Raw genomic sequence first — 18,096 nt, 5'->3', positions numbered from 1 at the left:
TGATTTCTTTAATGTGGAGCAAGCGGGGTTATTTTATTCTGAGAAGTATTTCAATTACTTTCATGGTATAATAATGGGCAGTAATATGGATTGAACTATAGAAGAAGGAAGGTCAGACCTTTGTCTAAACAAGTGAAAGAGCCAAAACCGGATTGGATTCGGATTAAGCTGACTACCGGAGAGAACTACCAGGACATCAAGAACATGATGCGTTCCAAAACACTACATACGGTGTGCGAGGAAGCGCGCTGTCCAAATATATATGAATGTTGGGCTAATCGTACCGCTACCTTTATGATTCTGGGAGATATTTGTACACGTGCCTGCCGTTTCTGTGCTGTGAATACAGGAATGCCGACAGAGCTTGATCTCCAAGAACCTGAGCGCGTGGCAGAAGCCGCTGAGAATATGAACCTGCAGCACTGCGTAATTACCAGCGTGGCCCGTGATGATCTCAAAGATGGGGGAGCGCAAATTTTTGCCGGATCCATTCATGCGATCCGCCGCCGTCTGCCCCTGTGCAGTGTGGAAGTTCTGATTCCGGATTTCTTGGGGGATACGGAGTCCCTGAAGATTGTTATGGACGCGAAGCCGGACATTCTGAACCACAATATCGAGACGGTTGAACGGATGTCTGACCGAGTTCGGGCGAAGGCGAAATACCGCCGCTCACTTGAGCTCCTCAAGAAGGCTAAGGTAATGCAGCCGCAAATTCCAACCAAGTCCAGCATCATGCTGGGTGTAGGAGAAGAGTGGGATGAAATTCTTCAAGCTATGGACGATCTGCGCGAGGTGGATGTCGATATCCTTACCCTCGGTCAATACCTGCAGCCATCTCCGAAGCATTTGGACGTGGAGAAATATTATCGTCCCGAAGAATTCGCCATGCTTAAGGAAGAAGGATTGAAGAGAGGCTTCAGCCATGTGGAATCCGGACCACTTGTCCGCAGTTCTTATCATGCCCATGAGCAGGTCAAATCAGCCAAGAGCAAGAAGGAAGGCATTCACACGTAAACCTTAAGTGGGAATAGAGGGGGAACGTTCTTTTGATCCAGGTTAATGGCAAAAGCTACGAAGTAATTCAGGAGAACAGAAATGGCTGGGATCCTGAGGCGTTTAAACAAAGATACAGCGATGTGCTTGAACGATATGACTATATTATCGGGGATTGGGGCTATAATCAGCTTCGTCTGAAGGGATTCTACCGGGATAATCATCCCAAAGTGAACAAAGACTCTTCGATTTCCGGGATCATGGATTATATTAACGAGTATTGCAATTTTGGTTGTCCTTATTTTGTGCTTCAACGAGTGAAGGAGGTTCCCCGTGATCCGCAAGCGGTAGTCAAGGAGCCATCCGAACCGAGAGAACAGCCGGCAGACAAGCCCGCCGACAACCCTCAAGAGCCGAAATCAGCAGCGAAGCCTGCACAAGGTCAAGGGCGTGCTAAAGAGCAGGCTGAACAGCCGGCTCAGTCAGCTGAGCCATCGGCTAAGAGCCAAGCTGCACAGGAAAGCCCGCTGCAGACCTCGGATTCGTCCCAAGTTATGACGCAGGATAACAAAAAGGTTCCCGAATAATCGGGAACCTTTTTTTGTGGTTTAGTTATGGAGTGCTGAGCGTCAGCTTGTTCTGGTTATAGCTCCATTTCAGCGATGGGTATTTCTTCACAAAGGCATGCAGCTCAATATAGCTCTCCTCATTCTGGAACACCACTTGACTTGATGCTACGGTGAAGCCATTACGCCGTCCGGCACCATCAGTCACAATGATTTTCTTCTCCTTCGAACTCCAGGCAACTTCTCCCTGGACCAGTGAAGTCAGCACACGTGCCGGAACATAGATGGAGCTGCCTTTCTTAATCGTGTAGAGCGCCCCGTCAAAGGACTTTCCGTTCACGCTGAGAGAATGGCTGTCACCGCTGATTTTCATCGTCTTCATGCCTGCGAGAGAGAAGGCAGTAATCAGCTGAGCCGTCCAGTTCTTCACTTCAAAGTCAGGCTTGAGACCGATTTTGTTGAAATCTTCCTTGCTTGGGGTCAAGTATTTCTCTGTAGTCAGCTTGAGTGCATCTCCGTTAGATAGGGAGATTACATTCTGAATACGGGCTTTACCGTAAGTGGTAGTACCTACCGTGGTGGCAACGTGATTGTCCCGCAGCGCACCTGTTAGAATCTCGGAGGCACTGGCACTGTTCTCATTCGTAATCACCACTACGGGCACACCGATCTTAACACCATCTGTAATGGTCTGGGGAACCAGTAGACCGCTCTGATCCTGAGTGTACATTAAGATACCTTTATCTATAAAATGCTTCGCAATATTATTAGCGGTATCAATATAACCGCCCCCATTGTCACGAAGATCCAGGACCAGTGACTTCATGCCAGAGGCCTGAAGCTTGCTTAGCGCAACCGCAAAGTCTTCATCCGCATTCTCGGCGAAGCTGGTCAGCTGAATGTAGCCGATTTTGCTGTCCGTGATAGCCGAATTCACGGTAGGCAGGTAGATTTCCGCACGAGTCACTGTGAAAAGCTTGATAATGCCACTGCGCTGCACGGTGATCGTTACCTGGGTGTTCTCCTCGCCGGCCAGGCCAGCTGCCGTATCCGGTCCAGTCACGGGCTGCCCGTCGATCCGGGTGATGATATCCCCAGCCTTGAGGCCGCTCTTCTCAGCAGGTGATCCGGACATTACGCTGTCTATATACAGCTTGTTATTATCGAAGTACAAAGTGACACCGATGCCTACATAATCCTGGTTGATGGAATCCTGGAACTGCTTGAGTTCATCTGCCGTGAAGTAGGAGGTGTAGGGATCATCCAGCTGGTAGATCATGCCTTCAATGGCTGCCCGGATGAGCTCTTCTCGCTTAACGCCTGAAACGTTGTGATCACTAATATAGTCGAGCACTTCCTGAATGAGCTGGGTATCGGAAGCCTGGGTGCTCTCCGAAGTCCCGGCAGCAGTTGTCTGCTGGCTGTCTGCGGCAAATGCAGCTCCTGGAAGCAGAAGAAGAGAGAGAGTAAGTGTGGTACTGATAAGTGCATTCCGAATAGAAAATTTAATCATGGGTTAATGTCTTCCTTTACTAATTATTGATCCAAAGTATAAGTATCTGTAATCAGCCAGCTGCCTGATTTGGATTTGCCCATTACATAGACGTACTTATAAGTCTGCTGATAAGTTTCGTTATCTGCCTTAATGGTCTCATTCTCCTCTACATATACCGCGGCTTCTTCTGCCGTGTAGTAGATGATTTTGACGGTAGGCGTGGTAGATTTGAATTCATACTCTTTGAAGTAAGAGGTGATTTCGCTCTTGAAATCATCGGTCGCAAGACTTGGATCGAGTGTAGAGAGCATACCGTCCAGATTCTTGTCATTAAAGCTCTTGATATAGGTATCAATAAGCTGCTTGAGGCTGGTCTCATCACTGGATGGGACACTAATTGATTTGGTCAAGGCGTCCACGGGGACAAAGTAGTTCACACCCTGGGACTGGAAATCATAAATCTTCCACGAACCCTCTTCCTTCACTAAAGTGTACACATAATTAACCCGGGTGTCTGGGGTATAGATACCTCCGGTGCGAGTAGCTTCTTCGGTGGTCTGGACAACGGCCTCTCCCATTCTTTGATCCAGATTAACGATCTTGAGGTCCACTATTTTGCTGAATTGAGGATAATCCTCTGCCTCCTTCTGAAGGTTCTCTACACTATCCTTGATTGGGGAATCCGAAGAGGCAAGATCAGCTACTTTGGCAATGTCTTTATTGTTAAAGTACGCAATGCTTTGGTTAAGCACAGTTTGGATCTGCTGCTCATCGAGTGCAATGGATGCGGCCGTATGAATGTAGATGGAATTGGAGTCACTGTCCCACTCCACATCGGCACCCGACGCTTCCCCGACGAACCGGAGTGGAATGTAGGTGGTACCTTTAACCGTGACTGGGGAAATGGACAGCTTCTTGACGACTCCATTCACTGTAGCCCGGTTGCTGCCGATTGTCAGACCGATCGAAAGTCCATTCTTCTTTCCCGTAACTGTCTGGGTCTTGGCATTCCAGTCCACTTTAAGTCCAAGCTTCTCGAACAGGGCGCGGAAAGGAACAAGAGTTGTACTTTGCTGGGTGTAAGGAGCGCCAGCGGAGAAGCTGATTGGGCTGCCATCAATATAGACCTGGATGGTCTTGGATGCAGCATGGGCTGGTACAGATAGAGCCAGAGATAGAGCAAGTACAGTTAGTGCGGAAGTAATACGTTTCACGAAATTATGCACTCCTTGAGGTCAATTTTGAGCAGATAGATCGGTTATACCACTGCTGCGTGCTAAAGTCTACGATTATTTTTGTATATATTTCCATGCCCGGTAAGTAGAGTTTTAAGTAGGCTAAGCATAGTCATTTGCGATAAAAACTTTCCCTCTTAGGACGTTTCACGGACGCTCTCTTACGTGTAATTCAATAGTCCAACTTATGAAGTTTGTGGACAACAAAAAAGCCAATGATCGTGGGATCGATCATTGGCATAGCATGTACAAACAATGCTCTAAACCTCTTTAGCCGAGAAACGCATTGCGCACCCGGTTCCAGAACGGAAAAGGCCGGTATCGGATAAAGCTTACTTTCTGCTTGGCCACCTGGCAGCGAACCGAGATCAGATCATCCACAGGGTGATTGATATGGTCAATGGTCAGCAGCAGTCGCTGATCCTTCCGGGAGTAAATGTCGCAGTGATGATGCTTGGGCAGCACCAAAGGCGATCCGGCAGTTCGGAATACCCTGTTGTTGATGGAAGCAATTTCGGTAATCTGCAGAGCTTCGATAGAAGGATGAATGATAGCTCCGCCGAGACTCTTGTTGTAGGCTGTACTTCCTGCCGGGGTAGATATACATATTCCGTCACCCCGGAACATCTCGAACTGCTGGTCATTAATATCCACCTGGGCGACGACTGTGCCATCGACTCCCTTGAGAGTGAACTCATTTACGCAAATATAGGACGAAGTCCCCGATTTCTTCTGTACCTGTATATCGATCAGCGGATAATTGACAATTCGGGGTCTCGGCTGTTCAGGCGTCTTATGACCTACCATGAGCTGAATCAGCTCGGGGATTTCATTAGCCTTCCAGTCGGCATAAAAGCCCAGATGGCCCGTGTGTATCCCGACAAATGCGATGGAGGGAATCCGGTCAATAAAAGTATGGAAGGCGTGCAGCATCGTACCGTCTCCACCGATAGAAATGACAATCTCCGGGGATTCGGCATCCATTTCAAATCCATTTTCGGCCGCCAGCTTATGAAATTGCTCACTTAACTCGACAGATAATTGATCTCCGCGGTCAAGAACGTAATATCTCAAGATGAAAGCTCCTTTGCCTTATGTCTTGTACCGATCATAATCAATTACAAGACAGAAAACAATGTTTCATTTCCATTTCCAGGCCTTTCGTTGGTTCAACTGATGCTGAATGATCTGGATGATACAGGACAAAATAAGGAGTAGAGATAAGGCTTGCAAGGTAACAAGAACAGCGGAAGGCAGCCCGCTCCAGCCCGGCTGGTAGAGGGGCGAATGCCCGAAGCTTTGGAATACCTCGGTATCGGGACCCATTAGCGGCCACAAGATCAGAACCATTAGCGAGGCAAGCACCGCATGAATCAATCTTGCCAGCAAGAAGGGGACGTAGCGCAGGCCGGTTCCATTAAGTATGCTCGCAATTTGGGCATGTACGGACAGACCTGCCCAGGACAGAATGAATGCGGCAGCCGCTGTCTTGAAGGCCAGAGGAACTGAGGTGGGAACCGCAGCGGAGGCTTTGGCGCCAAGCGTAACCTCAAATCCTCCTCCTACCAGAGGTTCAGCAAGAGCGGGTGGCAGGTGGAGAATAGAGAGGACCTGACGGATCAGCTCATACAGCTGCGTCATCAGGCCGGATGCACTGAGCACCTCCAGCAGTACGGAGAAGACAACAACAAGTCCTCCTACGACCGTCATGAGCTGCAGCGCCGAGGTCACGGCCTGCCTAAGCTGCTCGCCAAAGGTACGGTCATCTCGCAGCCGTGCTTCATGCATCGCTTTCACAGCCAGGCGGAGACTGAACCCGGCTCGGGGGCCCGCTGCCGCAGGGGTAGGAGCGGCTTTAGGGGCATGGAAACGCATGAGAAGTCCTACTATAAAGGAGCTTCCATAGTGAGCCACGGCGAGTATTCCGGCGAGCTGCGGATTATGAAAAAATCCGACAGACACAGCTCCAATGAGGAAGATGGGATCGGACGTGGTCGTAAAGGCGACCAGCCGCTCCCCTTCCTCCCGGGTAATCAGCTGCTGTTCCCGAAGTTTGGAGGTTAGCTTGGCACTGACCGGATAACCGGAGGCGAGGCTCATGGCCGCCACAAATCCGCCGCTACCAGGGATACGGAATAATGGCTTCATTAAGGGATCCAGAAGCATGCCTATGAAGTGCACGATACCGAAACCGAGCATCATCTCCGATATTACAAAAAAAGGAAATAGGGACGGGAACAGCACGTCCCACCAAATGGCGAGACCCCGGACCGCCGCCTGCCAGGATGAATCCGGGAAGGTGAGCATAAGCCCGAATAACAGGGTTAAGCCTATTAACAGGAGCAGAACGCTCCATTTTTTTAACAACATGCGCATAGGGCCCCCTCAATAATTGCCTAAGCTTATAATTAGACATATGAGTATCTGTGGACGAACAGTACAAAAAACACAAGAAAGCGATTTCAGAATGGGCTGTTTTTTTTGCAGGGTTATGATAAAATACAAATACAAGAAGCGCCCGACCTTTCGGCCTGAATTTAATTCATATGGATGGAGTGATGGATATGAGTTTTGTTGCCGGTGTTCTCGTATGCGCCTTTGTGTATGTTATACGCGCCTCTCTAGTCCATTCCGGTGAAGAGGATTGGCGAAGCTATTAATAATTTGATCGACATCAGGACGCTAATTCTCATTAGCGTCTTTTTTTGCATATCAGGATGAGCGCACACCTAAGCCCGTTTTTTGGTATAATGGTACTGTGTGATTAGGGAAATGAACGTGAGGTTTAGGTTCTTTGTTCTTGTTCCACAGATCTTAGAGGGAAGTTGGCGAGAGTCCGATGAATTTCAATCCAAGTCTGTCTATATACGAGAATCTTGGAGGTGAAAGCACCCTGCGCAAGCTGGTGGAGGCTTTCTATCCGAAAGTACAGGCAAATCCTCTGTTGGGACCTTTATTTCCGGAGGATATTACCCCTGTTATGGACAAGCAGTTTATGTTTCTGTCTCAATTTTTCGGTGGACCGTCCTTGTATTCGGATCAATATGGACATCCGATGATGCGGGCGAGGCACCTGCCTTTTCCAGTTACTGAAGAACGGGCGGAAGCTTGGCTCTCCTGTATGGCTTCTGCACTGCATGAGATCGGGGTAGAGGATCCGCTTCAGGCTGTCATTTTACAGCGTCTGTCGGGACCTGCCCACCATTTTATAAATACTCCTAGCTAAATGGAATAAATGAAAAGGAGAATGGCACATTGGAATTAGAGCCGCTCTATACAATCAAGGTAACCTGTATACAATGCGAACATGAATTTACCACTTCAAGGGTTAGACCAAGCTTCAAGAGAGCTGTAAAGACGGACACTGATTTCTGCCGATACTATGCCAAGGAGAACCCTGATTTCTACGTAGTTCGAGTGTGTCCATCCTGCGGTTTTGCCTTTTCCGAGAATTTTGACGAGCGTCTCAAGGATACCCAGCGGGCTGAATTTAAGAAGCAGATTGGCAATCGGATGGTACTCCGTGATTTCGGCGGTCCAAGGGACTGGGATACGGCGCTCGAGACGTATAAGCTTGCGCTTCTCTGCGCTCAATCCATTCAAGAGAAGGAACGGATTATTTCGAGTCTGCTTCATCATATTGCCTGGCTCTATCGTTATAAGGACCTTAAGGAGCAGGAGAATCGTTTCCTACGCTTCAGTCTGGAATCTTATGTTCGGGTGTATGAGCTGGAAGGGGCCGGCACTAACGATGCCAGGCTGATGTACCTGATCGGGGAGCTGAACAGGCGCCTCGGACAGTATTCAGAGGCGGTGCGCTGGTTCTCACGTGTAATTAATGACAAGAAAATTATGGATGCGGCGATGATCCGGGCTTCCCGTGAACAGTGGCAGGTGCTTAGAGAGGATATGCTGGCAGCCAAAATGGAAATTCCCGAGGAAATGCAAGGATAGCCTTACCGCTTATAACGGGCAGAGGAACCGCTGCGCCCCGCGCAGCGGGCTCCCCTGCCCGTTAATGAGTGATAATATGAACTATTTACGAACGACCTTGTTCGTCAGAAGATAGTCCGAGTCACTATCGAGGATGGTGAGCCGGGTGTGGCAGCAGGGGAAGACAAGAAGCTTCTTCTTGCCTTCGCGGACGCTTTGGATTTCGTGCGGTTTCATGGGTAACAGAACTTGCTCACTGCCGCAGAAAGGACACTCCTGTACATAAATGTCACCCATCAGAAGATCATAGGGAAGTGCCTTTTCAAAGGGAATCATGATTTCGGTTGATCGGTTGAACCTGCATCTTCTTTTGCAAGCTCACCAATTTTTTGCAGTAAAATATGCTGCGGCATATGCATAAGGTTCTCCAAAGGGACTCCGAGCTTCTCGGCTAATTTAACAGCGGTTTCGGCTGAGATTTGTAGTGGTTTCATTTGGCTCCTCCTTGTGTGCCCTAGGGGCTAATATAATAGTTATACACTTTTGGCCTCGAATCAATCAACACCATAGAAAGGATGAATAGTATGACACAATTTAAACAGCCAGTCTCCTTGACCTGGGATTTGGATTCCTTGTTCCCTGGGGGCTCTTCTTCATTAGAATTCCAAGCCTTTCTCAGCAAGCTGGAGCAGGACATTTCGGGCCTCGGGCAGCAAGTACGCGAGTTTGAAGCTCCCAAGACCGTTCAGGAGACGGCCCTGCTGGACAGCTTCATCGCGTCCCTTCAGAGTGCGTATTCCCGCATTAGTGAGGCGGGGAGCTTTGTGGGCTGTCTGACAGCCCAGGATACAACAGACAAGAAGGCCGTTCAGCTCTCCGGCAAGGTCACCTCGCTCAAGGCTGCGCTGCAGGGTCTTAACACCGTATTCGAAAGCATTCTTCGTGCTACAGAGGATGACGTGTTCACGCAGTGGATCAAGCGCCCGGAGGTTGCTGACATTGCCTTCTCGCTGAACGAGAGCCGCGAGAGAACCCGGGAGAAGCTGCCTCCCGAGCAGGAAAGTCTTGTACTTGATCTGGCTGTAGACGGGTATCACGGCTGGGGAGAGCATTATGATACGATCGTAAGCAAGGTAAGCATTCCATTCCAAGAGAGTAATGGGGAAGAGGTTGCACTGTCCGCCGGTCAGGCTCACAATAAGCTCCACAACCCAAGCCGGGAGATCCGTGAAGAGACTTTCGTGAAATGGGAGAAGGCCTGGGAGGAAGTCAGCGATTATTGCGCGGACACTCTCAATCGTCTTGCAGGCTTCAGGTTGAAGCTGTATGAGAGACGAGGTTGGGAAGACGTTCTTAAGGAGCCGCTGAGTATTAACCGGATGTCCCGGCAAACGCTGGATACGATGTGGACCGTGATTACGAAGAACAAACCAGTATTTGTGAAATATCTGGAGCGCAAAGCCAAGCTGCTGGGTGTAGAGCGCCTTAGCTGGGCTGATGTGGAGGCTCCATTAGGGAATATAGATACCAAGGTTGATTATAATGAGGCTGCTGAAGAAATTGTCAAAGAATTCAGGACCTTCAGTCCGAAGCTTGCGGACTTCACCATAGATGCCTTTAATAAGAACTGGATTGAAGCCGAGGACCGTAAGGGCAAGCGTCCGGGCGGCTTCTGTACTTCTCTGGTTGAGAGCAAACAGACACGGATCTTCATGACCTACAGCGGTACGGCATCAAATGTATCAACATTAGCCCATGAGCTGGGCCATGCGTACCATCAGCATGTCATGGAGAATCTACCGCCCTTCAACCAGAATTATGCCATGAACGTGGCTGAGACGGCCTCTACCTTTGCCGAGATGATTCTGTCGGATGCCCAGGTGAAGAATGCGGCAAGCAAGGAAGAGAAGATTACCCTGCTGGAAGATAAAATCCAGCGCAGTGTCGCTTTCTTCATGAATATTCATGCCCGCTTCCTGTTCGAGACCCGCTTCTACGAGAAGCGCAAGGAAGGCCTGCTGAATGCGGAGGAGATCTCTGAGCTCATGGTAGAAGCGGAGCAAGAAGCCTTTGATGGCGCCCTGGCTTCCTATCACCCGCACTTCTGGGCTTCCAAGCTTCATTTCTACATCACGGATGTACCGTTCTACAACTTCCCGTATACGTTCGGTTACCTGTTCAGTACGGGCATATTTGCCCGGGCGCAGCGTGAAGGGAATACTTTTGCCGAGAAGTATGATGCCCTGCTGCAGGATACCGGCCGGATGACGGTGGAAGACCTAGCCAAGAAGCACTTGAATGTGGACCTGACCCAGCCGGATTTCTGGCAGGAAGCTGTATCCCTGGCCGTGGCCGATGTGGAGCTGTTCCTGGAAATGACCGAATAATTATCAGTAAAAATGCAACCTCAGCCGCTTTAGGCAGTGAGATATGGTCTGACTGCCAGGCGGCTTTTTTGTCGTTATATAAGGAGCAATGACGAATATTAAGAGAAAAGGAAATTGTAAAATCTATTTATATAGGCATAATTACCCAATTTTGTAGGTTATTGTTGATGGGTATATTAGAATGGAATATAATGAGACATAAGCCCTATATAAGGGAATTTTAAAGGGGAAGGGAGGGTGGGTATTGTGAAGACAGAACAATTTTCATTAGCAAGACAACTGGATTTAGTATTTAGAGAGCTAGAGGGAGAGTTAACAGGACTTACGTCGGGGACTGTATTTGTACAGATCCGCAACAATGTTATCGGTAAGTTCGGTATCCGCCAGAATCCGATTAGTGGGAGAAACGGACTTTTATCTGGGGATGAACTGGGACTGACAGCCGTACAGCAAGCTTCATTTAGAAAAATGGCAATTGAATCGCTTAATTTCAAACGTCAGTGGACTCATGGTGAAATCAGCTATGAATTTGCACTCCGCAAAGATGCCGTTATTGTCGATGCCACACTTGAATCTAATTATAATATGGCTAACCTAATGATACGTTATCCAAGGAAAGATACTACCCATACATATCAAGAGCATTCCTAATTCATGAACATCTGCTTGTGAATAGCAGCAGAGAACCAGCAGGACTTAACCGATTCGTATGAGGCGGATCAGGGAAAGCCCTGCTTTTACTTTAATATGAGTTCCCTGTCAGGAGTGCGGTCTTCTCCGTTGAGGCAGAACTCCACTGATGGAGAACAGGACTAGAAACAGCATGAAGCTGACGAATGTTAGGGCTGCAATGGAGAGGAAACTTCCGGTAGATTCAAATAGCATGCCCGCTGCCACAGCCCCAAGCGTAGTCCCCAGATACATCAAGGCGTTGGTAAGTGCAGCAATAGTGCCTCTGGCAGCGGAAGACAAGGTCTGCAGAGAGCTGATCATGACTGGAAACAGAGTTCCCCCTATGCTGAATATCAGGAACAGGCCTGCCTTAACTAAAGTCAAATTACTAACAGAGGCTAGAACCAAATAGAGCAGCCCGTTGCTAATAACTCCGATTATTAAGGCATTCTTGGCCCCAATACGCCCGATTAACAAGGTTCCCCACACACTTCCAATCGTATTCCCGAGTCCTAGAAACAGCATAACTCCCCCGATTTCTGAGACACTGAGGCGGTAGGATACCGAAAGCCATGAACCCAGGAACGAGAATGCAGCGAAATTGCCAAATTGAAATAAGAAATAAGCGGTGAAAGCGAGAACTGCCTTAGCAGAACCAAGTAATTGATAATAAGGTTGAAACATGAAATGTGGGCGTGAGTTGTCTTCTCCAAGATCCGGAACAAGATCGGGAAGTACAGTCCATACGGCAGCAGCAAGCAAGAGTGCCAGAAATCCAATCACAAGGAAAGGAATACGCCAATCAAAGGAAGCCAGATAGCTACCTAAGGGCAGGCCAATCAGCTGTGAAATGGATAGGCCGGCCGTAGCCATGCCCATAGCCCTGAGGATTTTGTCTCTTGGAACAAGAATCGGTATGGAAGCCCAGACCTGTGGGGTTACGAAGGACGCACTAACTCCCGCAGCGAAGCGAAAGATAATCATGCTCCAGAAGCTGTACGCAAAGGCGCAAAGCGCTGTCGAAACAGCAAAGGCAGTAAGTCCGATGAGCATTACTTTTTTGCGATTAAGACGATCGGACAAAGGCCCTGCAATTAAGGCGAACAATGCATAACCCATAGCATAGCTGCTCACCATCCACCCTGCCTGACCAGCTTGAATATGAAAGTTCGTCTGAAGCAAGGGGAGAAGCGGGCTGATCAAGAACGTATCTGTACCAATGACGAACATGACCGAGAAAAATAAGATGATAACAGACCTCTTCAAATTTAACTCCTCCTTAAAAAAGATAATAAATCACAACGTAATTCATTAATTAAACAACTATTGAACTAAGTAAGATAAAAAAACCCGGATTACAATGAGTCCAGGAATCCGGGAATAAATGCGGAGAAGGTATCGTGATTAATCTGTATGTACTTCGTCTGAGCTTCCTTCCGAACCAAGATTAATCCTGCCTCTCGCAGGGTGCGGAAGTGGTAAGAAGCATTGGATTTGGAGGCCTCGCACAATTCTCCAACTTCACCACAACTCAGCTCGGTGCTGCTGTTACGCAGAGTGCGAATAATTTGAATACGTGTAGGATCAGCTAGTGCTTTTAAAATATGTACTCGGGTATCATCGGTTATCTTACGTTGTTCAATAGTCATACAACTATAATATTCAAATTCCAACCTTTGTCAATAGGGCCGAGAAGAGGCCCACATAAAAACAAGCGGCCTGCTCAGCAGACCGCCTGTTTTTATATCAAAGTAGGATAGAACGCAAATTATAGGTTAGAACGACCCGATAATTGCTGTTCTGCCAATTGCACCAGACGTTTTGTGATGTAGCCCCCAAGGGAACCATTCTCACGGGAAGTGTTATCCCCAAGGTAACCATCTTGAGGAATAGTTACACCAAGCTCTTGAGCTGCTTCATATTTCAATTGTTGCAATGCTTGGTTCGCTTGAGGAACGATAAGGTTGTTACTGCGACGACTTCCGCCACGGTTGTTTGAACCTGCCATGTTTGTCACCTCCTTCGACCTTAGTGATGTTAGTATGGTTTCAGACTCATAAAATATGCACAGGAAATCAGAGTGTAAGAGGTGGTAAATATTAGAGTGGCCGGAGAGATCGATTAGGGGGATAATAAAAAAACGGTAACCGCTAGTAGAGCGGTACCGTCTTATCAAAGAGCTCTTATGAAGGGTATACGATGTCCAAATTCACCTGAAGCGTGAGCTGCTGGTCGGGTTGAAGATCAATAAGCCCAGTAGCTTCGTTAGAAAGATTCAGATTCGGTGCATTGGGAAGCCAGGTATACGGCTCAATACAGAAGAATTGATCGGCCTCACCTTTGGTATAGAGGACCCAGTGCTTGAAATATTGAGGGTCAGCCGTGTAACGAATGGCATACCCGTCTTCACGCTGCAGCAGCGCTTCGGCAGGCTTACCGCCGATACTGAACATGGTATCAAAGTTCGTACCTTTCAGATTCAGTCCTGTATTTAGAAGATCCAATTCGCCTAGGGGAGCGGTCTCACCGGTAGAGACATTCTCCTCATCAAGCAGGTAGGTCTCTGTTACAGGAAGACGTAAGGTCCAAGCTTCAGGATGTCCATCAAGCAGGAACCAGGTATGGAGTCCCAGACCGAAGGGAGCGGGCTTGTCGCCCAGATGTGTAATTCTGAAAGTTTGGGATAATGAAGCCCCTTGCAATCTCAGGGTCATTTCGAGCTTGAGTGGAACGGGATACTGCCGGATCCATTCCGGATCATCGGAAGTCAGGAATTCAGTTGTAATGGCACAGCCTTCTTCATCTTCTTCAATATCACTGACCCTCCAGCACTGTGTGCGATGAAGTCCGTGAATATGATTGTCATTAGCAGTATTGCGATCGAATTGATAATGTTGTCCGGCATATTCGAATTGCCCTCTGCGGATTCTTCCTGGTGGAATCAGAAGAGGAATGCCGAAGTGGTAAGGTTTCTGCAGATAAAAATCGAGTTCGTTCTCCTCGGGCCGCCGCAGCACTTCACGCTGCTGCACTTTATCGGTTAGAGCGATTACATTATTCCCGAGTCGTGGCAACAGTGTGACTTCAAGTTCGCGGCTATGTAAAATGTAGGTGTCGTAGCCGTTCCATTGCCCTTTGGTCACTTTTTTCATATCGTTGCTCCTTTTCCCACTATAATCAAAATTCAAAGCTAGACCTATCATAACACTTTTGTCTGGGGACGGAAAATCTGATTTGACAAGTTTGGTTTTGCACATTTAATATGGAAACATAAACTCAAAAGATATGCAACGCGTTGATGGGGATAAGTAGCCAGGAGATGTCTTCAGCAGAAAGCCGGTGGATGATGCGAACCGGTAAGGCGGCTTCATGAGGAATGGACCCCGGAGTGACGGAAGGAACGGAGTGCGCCGTGTTCGGTGAAATCCCAGTATGTCCGGACGGCATTCCCCGTTACAGGAATCTAAGGCTGAAGTCAGTTCAATCAGGACTAGCAGCGAATTAGGGTGGCACCACGGTCTCACGTCCCTTTCGGATGTGGGTTTTTTTGTGTTCAAATACGTGATAAAGGGGATTTACAGATGAAGAAAAAAATCGTTCTCTCCGGCATTCAGCCAAGCGGCAAGCTTACGCTCGGTAACTATATTGGTGCGATGCAGAATTTCGTTCAGCTTCAGCACGAATATGATTGTAATTTCATGGTTGTCGATCTTCATGCCATTACGGTGACTCAGGAGCCTGAAGCTCTCCGTGAACAGTCCGAGGCTGTAGCAGCTTTGTTCATCGCGGCCGGCATTGATCCGAATAAAGCGAATGTATATATGCAGTCCCATGTTCCGCAGCATGCCCAGCTGGGCTGGATTCTGACCACGCTGACTTCCATGGGTGAGCTTGAGCGTATGACCCAGTTCAAGGATAAGTCCTCTGGAAAAGACTCCGTAGGCGCCGGATTGTTCGTCTACCCATCCCTGATGGCTGCGGATATTCTGCTGTATAACGCCGATCTGGTACCGGTTGGCGAAGATCAGAAGCAGCACCTGGAGCTCACGCGTGATCTGGCGGGCCGGTTCAATCACAGGTATGGTGATTTCTTTACCATCCCGGAGCCTTATATTCCTAAAGTGGGCGCTCGGGTCATGTCACTTGATGATGCTTCTAATAAGATGAGTAAAAGCAACCCGAATGCGGGCAGCTATATCGCGCTGCTGGATTCTCCTGCCGAGATTCGTAAGAAAATCAGCCGGGCTACAACAGACTCCGGCCGAGAAGTGAAATATGACCCGGCCAATAAGCCGGAGGTCAGCAATCTGATCAGCATCTACAGCCAGTGCTCGGGCTTATCGCTGGCAGAGGTGGAGAAGCGCTATGAAGGGCAAATGTACGGTCCGTTCAAGAAGGATCTTGCCGAGGTGGTCGTCGCTAAGCTTGAGCCCATTCAAGAACGGTACCGTCAGATTCGGGAATCCGGTGAAATTACCAACATTCTCCGTCAGGGCGCAGAGCGGGCGGAAGAGATGGCAGCGGCCACCCTGGCCGAAGTGCAGAAGAGAATGGGCTTCTTGCCCAAAGCCTAAGTCTTTGTAATGGAGACAGAGCGAGAATATCTGGAGATCCATGTGAACATTTTAACTGTGAAAGCCGGACCATGTGTCCGGCTTCGTCTTTGTCCCTGCATCGGTGTCACTGAATTGTCATACAATGACTTGGATTGTTCGCTAATTGTCAAACACTTAAGCATTTTGATATGATAAAGTTTATAGCAGAGGATGAAAAGTTGTCCCGCTATGATCAAATAAGGAGGAACAATCCGCGTGGGTAAACAATATAGCTACACCGCTCCTTCGGATTCCCCAGCTATAGCTATGAGACCATCACCGACCGGCGACACTGCCACATGGAGAGATTTTGTAGCGCTGACCAAGCCCGGAATCCTTCGCTCCAACCTGATTGCCGCTTTTGCAGGATTTTGGCTCGCATCCGGTTGGGATTTACAATATGGAAAGCTTCTATTGACACTTCTTGGTACGGTTCTTATTATGGCTTCTGCTTGCGTCTTCAACAATTACTATGACCGTGAGCTGGACAGCAAGATGGAACGGACTAAGGGACGTGCACTTCCTACGGGCAAGCTTGCGCCAGCCGTTGTGCTTTGGTATTCAATTATTTTGGGGATTGCCGGATTTGGCGTCCTGTTCACATTCTCCGGACTATTGGCCGGATTGAGTGGAATTGTTGGGTTTGTCGTATATGCAGGAATTTACACCATGTGGCTGAAGCGTACTTCGACATGGAGTACTTCCGTTGGCGCTGTCTCGGGTGCTGCTGTTCCTGTTATCGGTTATGTAGCCGTGACCGGAAAGATTGACCTCGGAGCGATCCTGTTATTCGCTCTACTCTTCCTATGGCAGCCGCCCCACTTCTGGGCACTAGGCATTCGCCGGGTTGAAGAATACCGGGCAGCCGGGTTCCCGCTGCTTCCTGTTGTTAAAGGTATTGCCAGAACTAAAGTTCAAATGATTCCTTATCTTGCTCTGCTGCTGCCGATTCCGCCGCTGATGTATGCCTATGGATATACAGGCATGTGGTTCTTGATCATCGGTGAGGCCGTAGCTGTCATGTGGCTGTACATGGCCTTGATGGGCTTCAGCAAGAAGGCAGATACCGACACTTGGGCGAAGAAAGTATTTCTTTTCTCCATCAGTTATTTAATGATTACCCTGCTTGTTATGATTCTGGATACAGTTCATCATTAAGCCGGATATCCGAAGTACCAAGAGAATCCCATGGCAGCATGGGATTCTTTTTTTAAGATGATGATCCAAGGAGGCGAGGTTTTAACAATGCTTAGAAAGTACAAATGGACATGGATTCTGCTTGCTATATGCGTGATTCTGGCAGGATATCTTCTGATTGATACATACAGTAAGCCCAAAATCCCGTTGATCCGTCCCGTTCAGGATTTCTCCATGGAGAATGTGGATGGCAAGACGGTTACGCTGCAAAGCACGAATGGAAAGGTACGGCTATTTTATTTCTTCTTCGCGCAGTGCACGGATGTATGTCCGCTGACCACCTTCAAGATGTCGCAGATTCAGAATCAGCTCAAGAAAGACGGCGTGTTCGGCAAGGACGTCAGCTTCGTATCGATTTCCTTCGATCCCACAAGGGATACCCGTGAGGAGATCAAGAAATTCGGGGATAAGTTCGGTGCCGATTACAGCGGCTGGTACTTCCTGCGGGGAGACGAGAAGAAGACGGCCGAATTCGCGATGAATACGTTCCAGTTCATCATTAATAAAGACAGGGACGGCAATTTCGCGCACTCCGATCTGATTGCACTTGTAGACCGGGAAGGGAATTACCGCAAATTTTATAAAAGCGACGTGTCCGCTGAGGAAATAGCAGATGAGGCGGAACGTTTGGCTAAAGAATAGGGCAAAGAGACAAGTCTCTAGACTTGTCCGCTAGAAGCCGGGTGGAGGATACAGAATATATTCCTCCAGCCCGGCTTTTTCTAATTGCTGAATGACATATTCATCAGGTGTACCTTCGACGCCGGCGTAGCCCCGGCGGGTGTAGATATGTCCGGCATCCGGAAAGGTATCTCTGAGGATGCCGCGGATTCTTTTGCCGGAAGCGTCATTATCCATGAACAGATAGGTTTCTTCGTCCTTGATCTTCTTGCGGAGTGTCTCCAACTTCTGGGTATTCAGGGTTCCGAAGGTACAGAGGATTTCGACTTCTTCATTCAGCACCCGTCGCAGCTTGCTGCGGTCGTTCTTGCCTTCAACAATGATGTATACAGGAATGATGGA

The 18,096-nt window shown here is 48.5% G+C and carries 20 protein-coding genes; 9 read left to right on the top strand and 11 right to left on the bottom strand.

Annotated elements, in window-relative coordinates:
• Positions 1–120: 120 nt before the first annotated feature.
• Together lipA and ACEN86_RS16415 are read left to right on the top strand one after the other, a co-directional pair.
• Positions 121–1,014, top strand: coding sequence for a lipoyl synthase (gene lipA, locus ACEN86_RS16420; RefSeq protein ID WP_495631640.1), 894 nt, complete (start codon positions 121–123; stop codon positions 1,012–1,014).
• 32 nt (positions 1,015–1,046) lie between these two features.
• Positions 1,047–1,580, top strand: a complete 534-nt coding sequence (locus ACEN86_RS16415) for a YutD family protein (RefSeq protein ID WP_495631639.1) — start codon at positions 1,047–1,049, stop codon at positions 1,578–1,580.
• A gap of 25 nt (positions 1,581–1,605) precedes the next feature.
• Here ACEN86_RS16415 and ACEN86_RS16410 read toward each other — a convergent pair whose 3' ends face one another.
• The 4 genes from ACEN86_RS16410 to ylbJ all read right to left on the bottom strand — a co-directional run bounded on the left by ACEN86_RS16410 (position 1,606) and on the right by ylbJ (position 6,659).
• Complete coding sequence (locus tag ACEN86_RS16410; protein ID WP_495631638.1) at positions 1,606–3,072, bottom strand: S41 family peptidase; 1,467 nt, start codon at positions 3,070–3,072, stop codon at positions 1,606–1,608.
• Between the two features lie 23 nt (positions 3,073–3,095).
• A complete protein-coding gene (locus ACEN86_RS16405) occupies positions 3,096–4,268 on the bottom strand; it encodes a stalk domain-containing protein (RefSeq protein ID WP_495631637.1) in 1,173 nt (390 codons plus the stop codon).
• A 291-nt stretch (positions 4,269–4,559) separates the two neighbouring features.
• Positions 4,560–5,363, bottom strand: a complete 804-nt coding sequence (locus tag ACEN86_RS16400) for an NAD kinase (RefSeq protein ID WP_495631636.1) — start codon at positions 5,361–5,363, stop codon at positions 4,560–4,562.
• Between the two features lie 66 nt (positions 5,364–5,429).
• Positions 5,430–6,659, bottom strand: coding sequence for a sporulation integral membrane protein YlbJ (gene ylbJ / locus ACEN86_RS16395; RefSeq protein WP_495631635.1), 1,230 nt, complete (start codon positions 6,657–6,659; stop codon positions 5,430–5,432).
• Positions 6,660–7,128: 469 nt separating this feature from the next.
• Here ylbJ and ACEN86_RS16390 point away from each other — a divergent pair, with 469 nt between their 5' ends.
• Positions 7,129–7,515 (top strand): globin domain-containing protein, encoded by a 387-nt coding sequence (locus ACEN86_RS16390; protein WP_495631634.1) that lies wholly within the window; start codon positions 7,129–7,131, stop codon positions 7,513–7,515.
• Between the two features lie 29 nt (positions 7,516–7,544).
• The gene (locus ACEN86_RS16385; RefSeq protein WP_495631633.1) at positions 7,545–8,243 is read left to right on the top strand and encodes a DUF2225 domain-containing protein; all 699 of its coding nucleotides are present in this window, start codon (positions 7,545–7,547) and stop codon (positions 8,241–8,243) included.
• A gap of 81 nt (positions 8,244–8,324) precedes the next feature.
• Here ACEN86_RS16385 and ACEN86_RS16380 read toward each other — a convergent pair whose 3' ends face one another.
• Together ACEN86_RS16380 and ACEN86_RS16375 are read right to left on the bottom strand one after the other, a co-directional pair.
• A complete protein-coding gene (locus ACEN86_RS16380; protein ID WP_495631632.1) occupies positions 8,325–8,558 on the bottom strand; it encodes a hypothetical protein in 234 nt (77 codons plus the stop codon).
• Positions 8,555–8,716, bottom strand: a complete 162-nt coding sequence (locus ACEN86_RS16375) for a YycC family protein (protein WP_495631631.1) — start codon at positions 8,714–8,716, stop codon at positions 8,555–8,557. Before ACEN86_RS16375 ends, ACEN86_RS16380 begins: the two co-directional genes overlap by 4 nt.
• Positions 8,717–8,806: 90 nt before the next feature.
• Here ACEN86_RS16375 and ACEN86_RS16370 point away from each other — a divergent pair, with 90 nt between their 5' ends.
• Both ACEN86_RS16370 and ACEN86_RS16365 read left to right on the top strand, forming a co-directional pair.
• A complete protein-coding gene (locus ACEN86_RS16370; protein ID WP_495631630.1) occupies positions 8,807–10,609 on the top strand; it encodes a M3 family oligoendopeptidase in 1,803 nt (600 codons plus the stop codon).
• 243 nt (positions 10,610–10,852) lie between these two features.
• On the top strand, positions 10,853–11,260 hold the full coding sequence (locus ACEN86_RS16365) for an O-methyltransferase (RefSeq protein ID WP_495634332.1): 408 nt from the start codon (positions 10,853–10,855) through the stop codon (positions 11,258–11,260).
• Between the two features lie 108 nt (positions 11,261–11,368).
• On the opposite strand, the gene ACEN86_RS16360 is transcribed toward ACEN86_RS16365, so the two are convergent.
• The 4 genes from ACEN86_RS16360 to ACEN86_RS16345 all read right to left on the bottom strand — a co-directional run bounded on the left by ACEN86_RS16360 (position 11,369) and on the right by ACEN86_RS16345 (position 14,433).
• The gene (locus tag ACEN86_RS16360; RefSeq protein WP_495634331.1) at positions 11,369–12,511 is read right to left on the bottom strand and encodes an MFS transporter; all 1,143 of its coding nucleotides are present in this window, start codon (positions 12,509–12,511) and stop codon (positions 11,369–11,371) included.
• A gap of 125 nt (positions 12,512–12,636) precedes the next feature.
• On the bottom strand, positions 12,637–12,930 hold the full coding sequence (locus ACEN86_RS16355; protein WP_495631629.1) for an ArsR/SmtB family transcription factor: 294 nt from the start codon (positions 12,928–12,930) through the stop codon (positions 12,637–12,639).
• Between the two features lie 119 nt (positions 12,931–13,049).
• Entirely contained in the window at positions 13,050–13,289 is a 240-nt protein-coding gene (locus ACEN86_RS16350; RefSeq protein ID WP_495631628.1) for an alpha/beta-type small acid-soluble spore protein, read from the bottom strand.
• Between the two features lie 175 nt (positions 13,290–13,464).
• Positions 13,465–14,433 carry an aldose 1-epimerase gene (locus ACEN86_RS16345; protein WP_495631627.1) on the bottom strand — a complete coding sequence of 323 codons (969 nt, stop codon included), beginning with the start codon at positions 14,431–14,433 and terminating at the stop codon, positions 13,465–13,467.
• A gap of 429 nt (positions 14,434–14,862) precedes the next feature.
• On the opposite strand from ACEN86_RS16345, the gene trpS reads away from it, so the two are divergent.
• The 3 genes from trpS to ACEN86_RS16330 all read left to right on the top strand — a co-directional run bounded on the left by trpS (position 14,863) and on the right by ACEN86_RS16330 (position 17,715).
• Entirely contained in the window at positions 14,863–15,855 is a 993-nt protein-coding gene (gene trpS, locus ACEN86_RS16340) for a tryptophan--tRNA ligase (protein WP_495631626.1), read from the top strand.
• 288 nt (positions 15,856–16,143) lie between these two features.
• A complete protein-coding gene (cyoE, locus tag ACEN86_RS16335) occupies positions 16,144–17,034 on the top strand; it encodes a heme o synthase (RefSeq protein ID WP_495634330.1) in 891 nt (296 codons plus the stop codon).
• An 87-nt stretch (positions 17,035–17,121) separates the two neighbouring features.
• Complete coding sequence (locus ACEN86_RS16330; RefSeq protein ID WP_495631625.1) at positions 17,122–17,715, top strand: SCO family protein; 594 nt, start codon at positions 17,122–17,124, stop codon at positions 17,713–17,715.
• Positions 17,716–17,745: 30 nt separating this feature from the next.
• On the opposite strand, the gene ACEN86_RS16325 is transcribed toward ACEN86_RS16330, so the two are convergent.
• Positions 17,746–18,090, bottom strand: a complete 345-nt coding sequence (locus ACEN86_RS16325) for a toprim domain-containing protein (RefSeq protein WP_495634329.1) — start codon at positions 18,088–18,090, stop codon at positions 17,746–17,748.
• Positions 18,091–18,096 lie beyond the last annotated feature (6 nt).

This window comes from Paenibacillus sp. Paensp111 (assembly GCF_059492195.1).
The sequence above is the reverse complement of the archived record's forward strand: the minus strand, read 5'-3'. Positions and strand labels throughout refer to the sequence as shown.

Coding starts and splice junctions, on each gene's coding strand:
- ACEN86_RS16410 (WP_495631638.1), bottom strand. CDS start 3,072: ATGATTAAATTTTCTATTCGGAATGCACTTATCAGTACCACACTTACT.
- ylbJ (WP_495631635.1), bottom strand. CDS start 6,659: ATGTTGTTAAAAAAATGGAGCGTTCTGCTCCTGTTAATAGGCTTAACC.
- ACEN86_RS16390 (WP_495631634.1), top strand. CDS start 7,129: ATGAATTTCAATCCAAGTCTGTCTATATACGAGAATCTTGGAGGTGAA.
- ACEN86_RS16380 (WP_495631632.1), bottom strand. CDS start 8,558: ATGATTCCCTTTGAAAAGGCACTTCCCTATGATCTTCTGATGGGTGAC.
- ACEN86_RS16375 (WP_495631631.1), bottom strand. CDS start 8,716: ATGAAACCACTACAAATCTCAGCCGAAACCGCTGTTAAATTAGCCGAG.
- ACEN86_RS16370 (WP_495631630.1), top strand. CDS start 8,807: ATGACACAATTTAAACAGCCAGTCTCCTTGACCTGGGATTTGGATTCC.
- ACEN86_RS16360 (WP_495634331.1), bottom strand. CDS start 12,511: ATGTTCGTCATTGGTACAGATACGTTCTTGATCAGCCCGCTTCTCCCC.
- ACEN86_RS16355 (WP_495631629.1), bottom strand. CDS start 12,930: ATGACTATTGAACAACGTAAGATAACCGATGATACCCGAGTACATATT.
- ACEN86_RS16350 (WP_495631628.1), bottom strand. CDS start 13,289: ATGGCAGGTTCAAACAACCGTGGCGGAAGTCGTCGCAGTAACAACCTT.
- ACEN86_RS16345 (WP_495631627.1), bottom strand. CDS start 14,433: ATGAAAAAAGTGACCAAAGGGCAATGGAACGGCTACGACACCTACATT.
- trpS (WP_495631626.1), top strand. CDS start 14,863: ATGAAGAAAAAAATCGTTCTCTCCGGCATTCAGCCAAGCGGCAAGCTT.
- cyoE (WP_495634330.1), top strand. CDS start 16,144: ATGAGACCATCACCGACCGGCGACACTGCCACATGGAGAGATTTTGTA.
- ACEN86_RS16330 (WP_495631625.1), top strand. CDS start 17,122: ATGCTTAGAAAGTACAAATGGACATGGATTCTGCTTGCTATATGCGTG.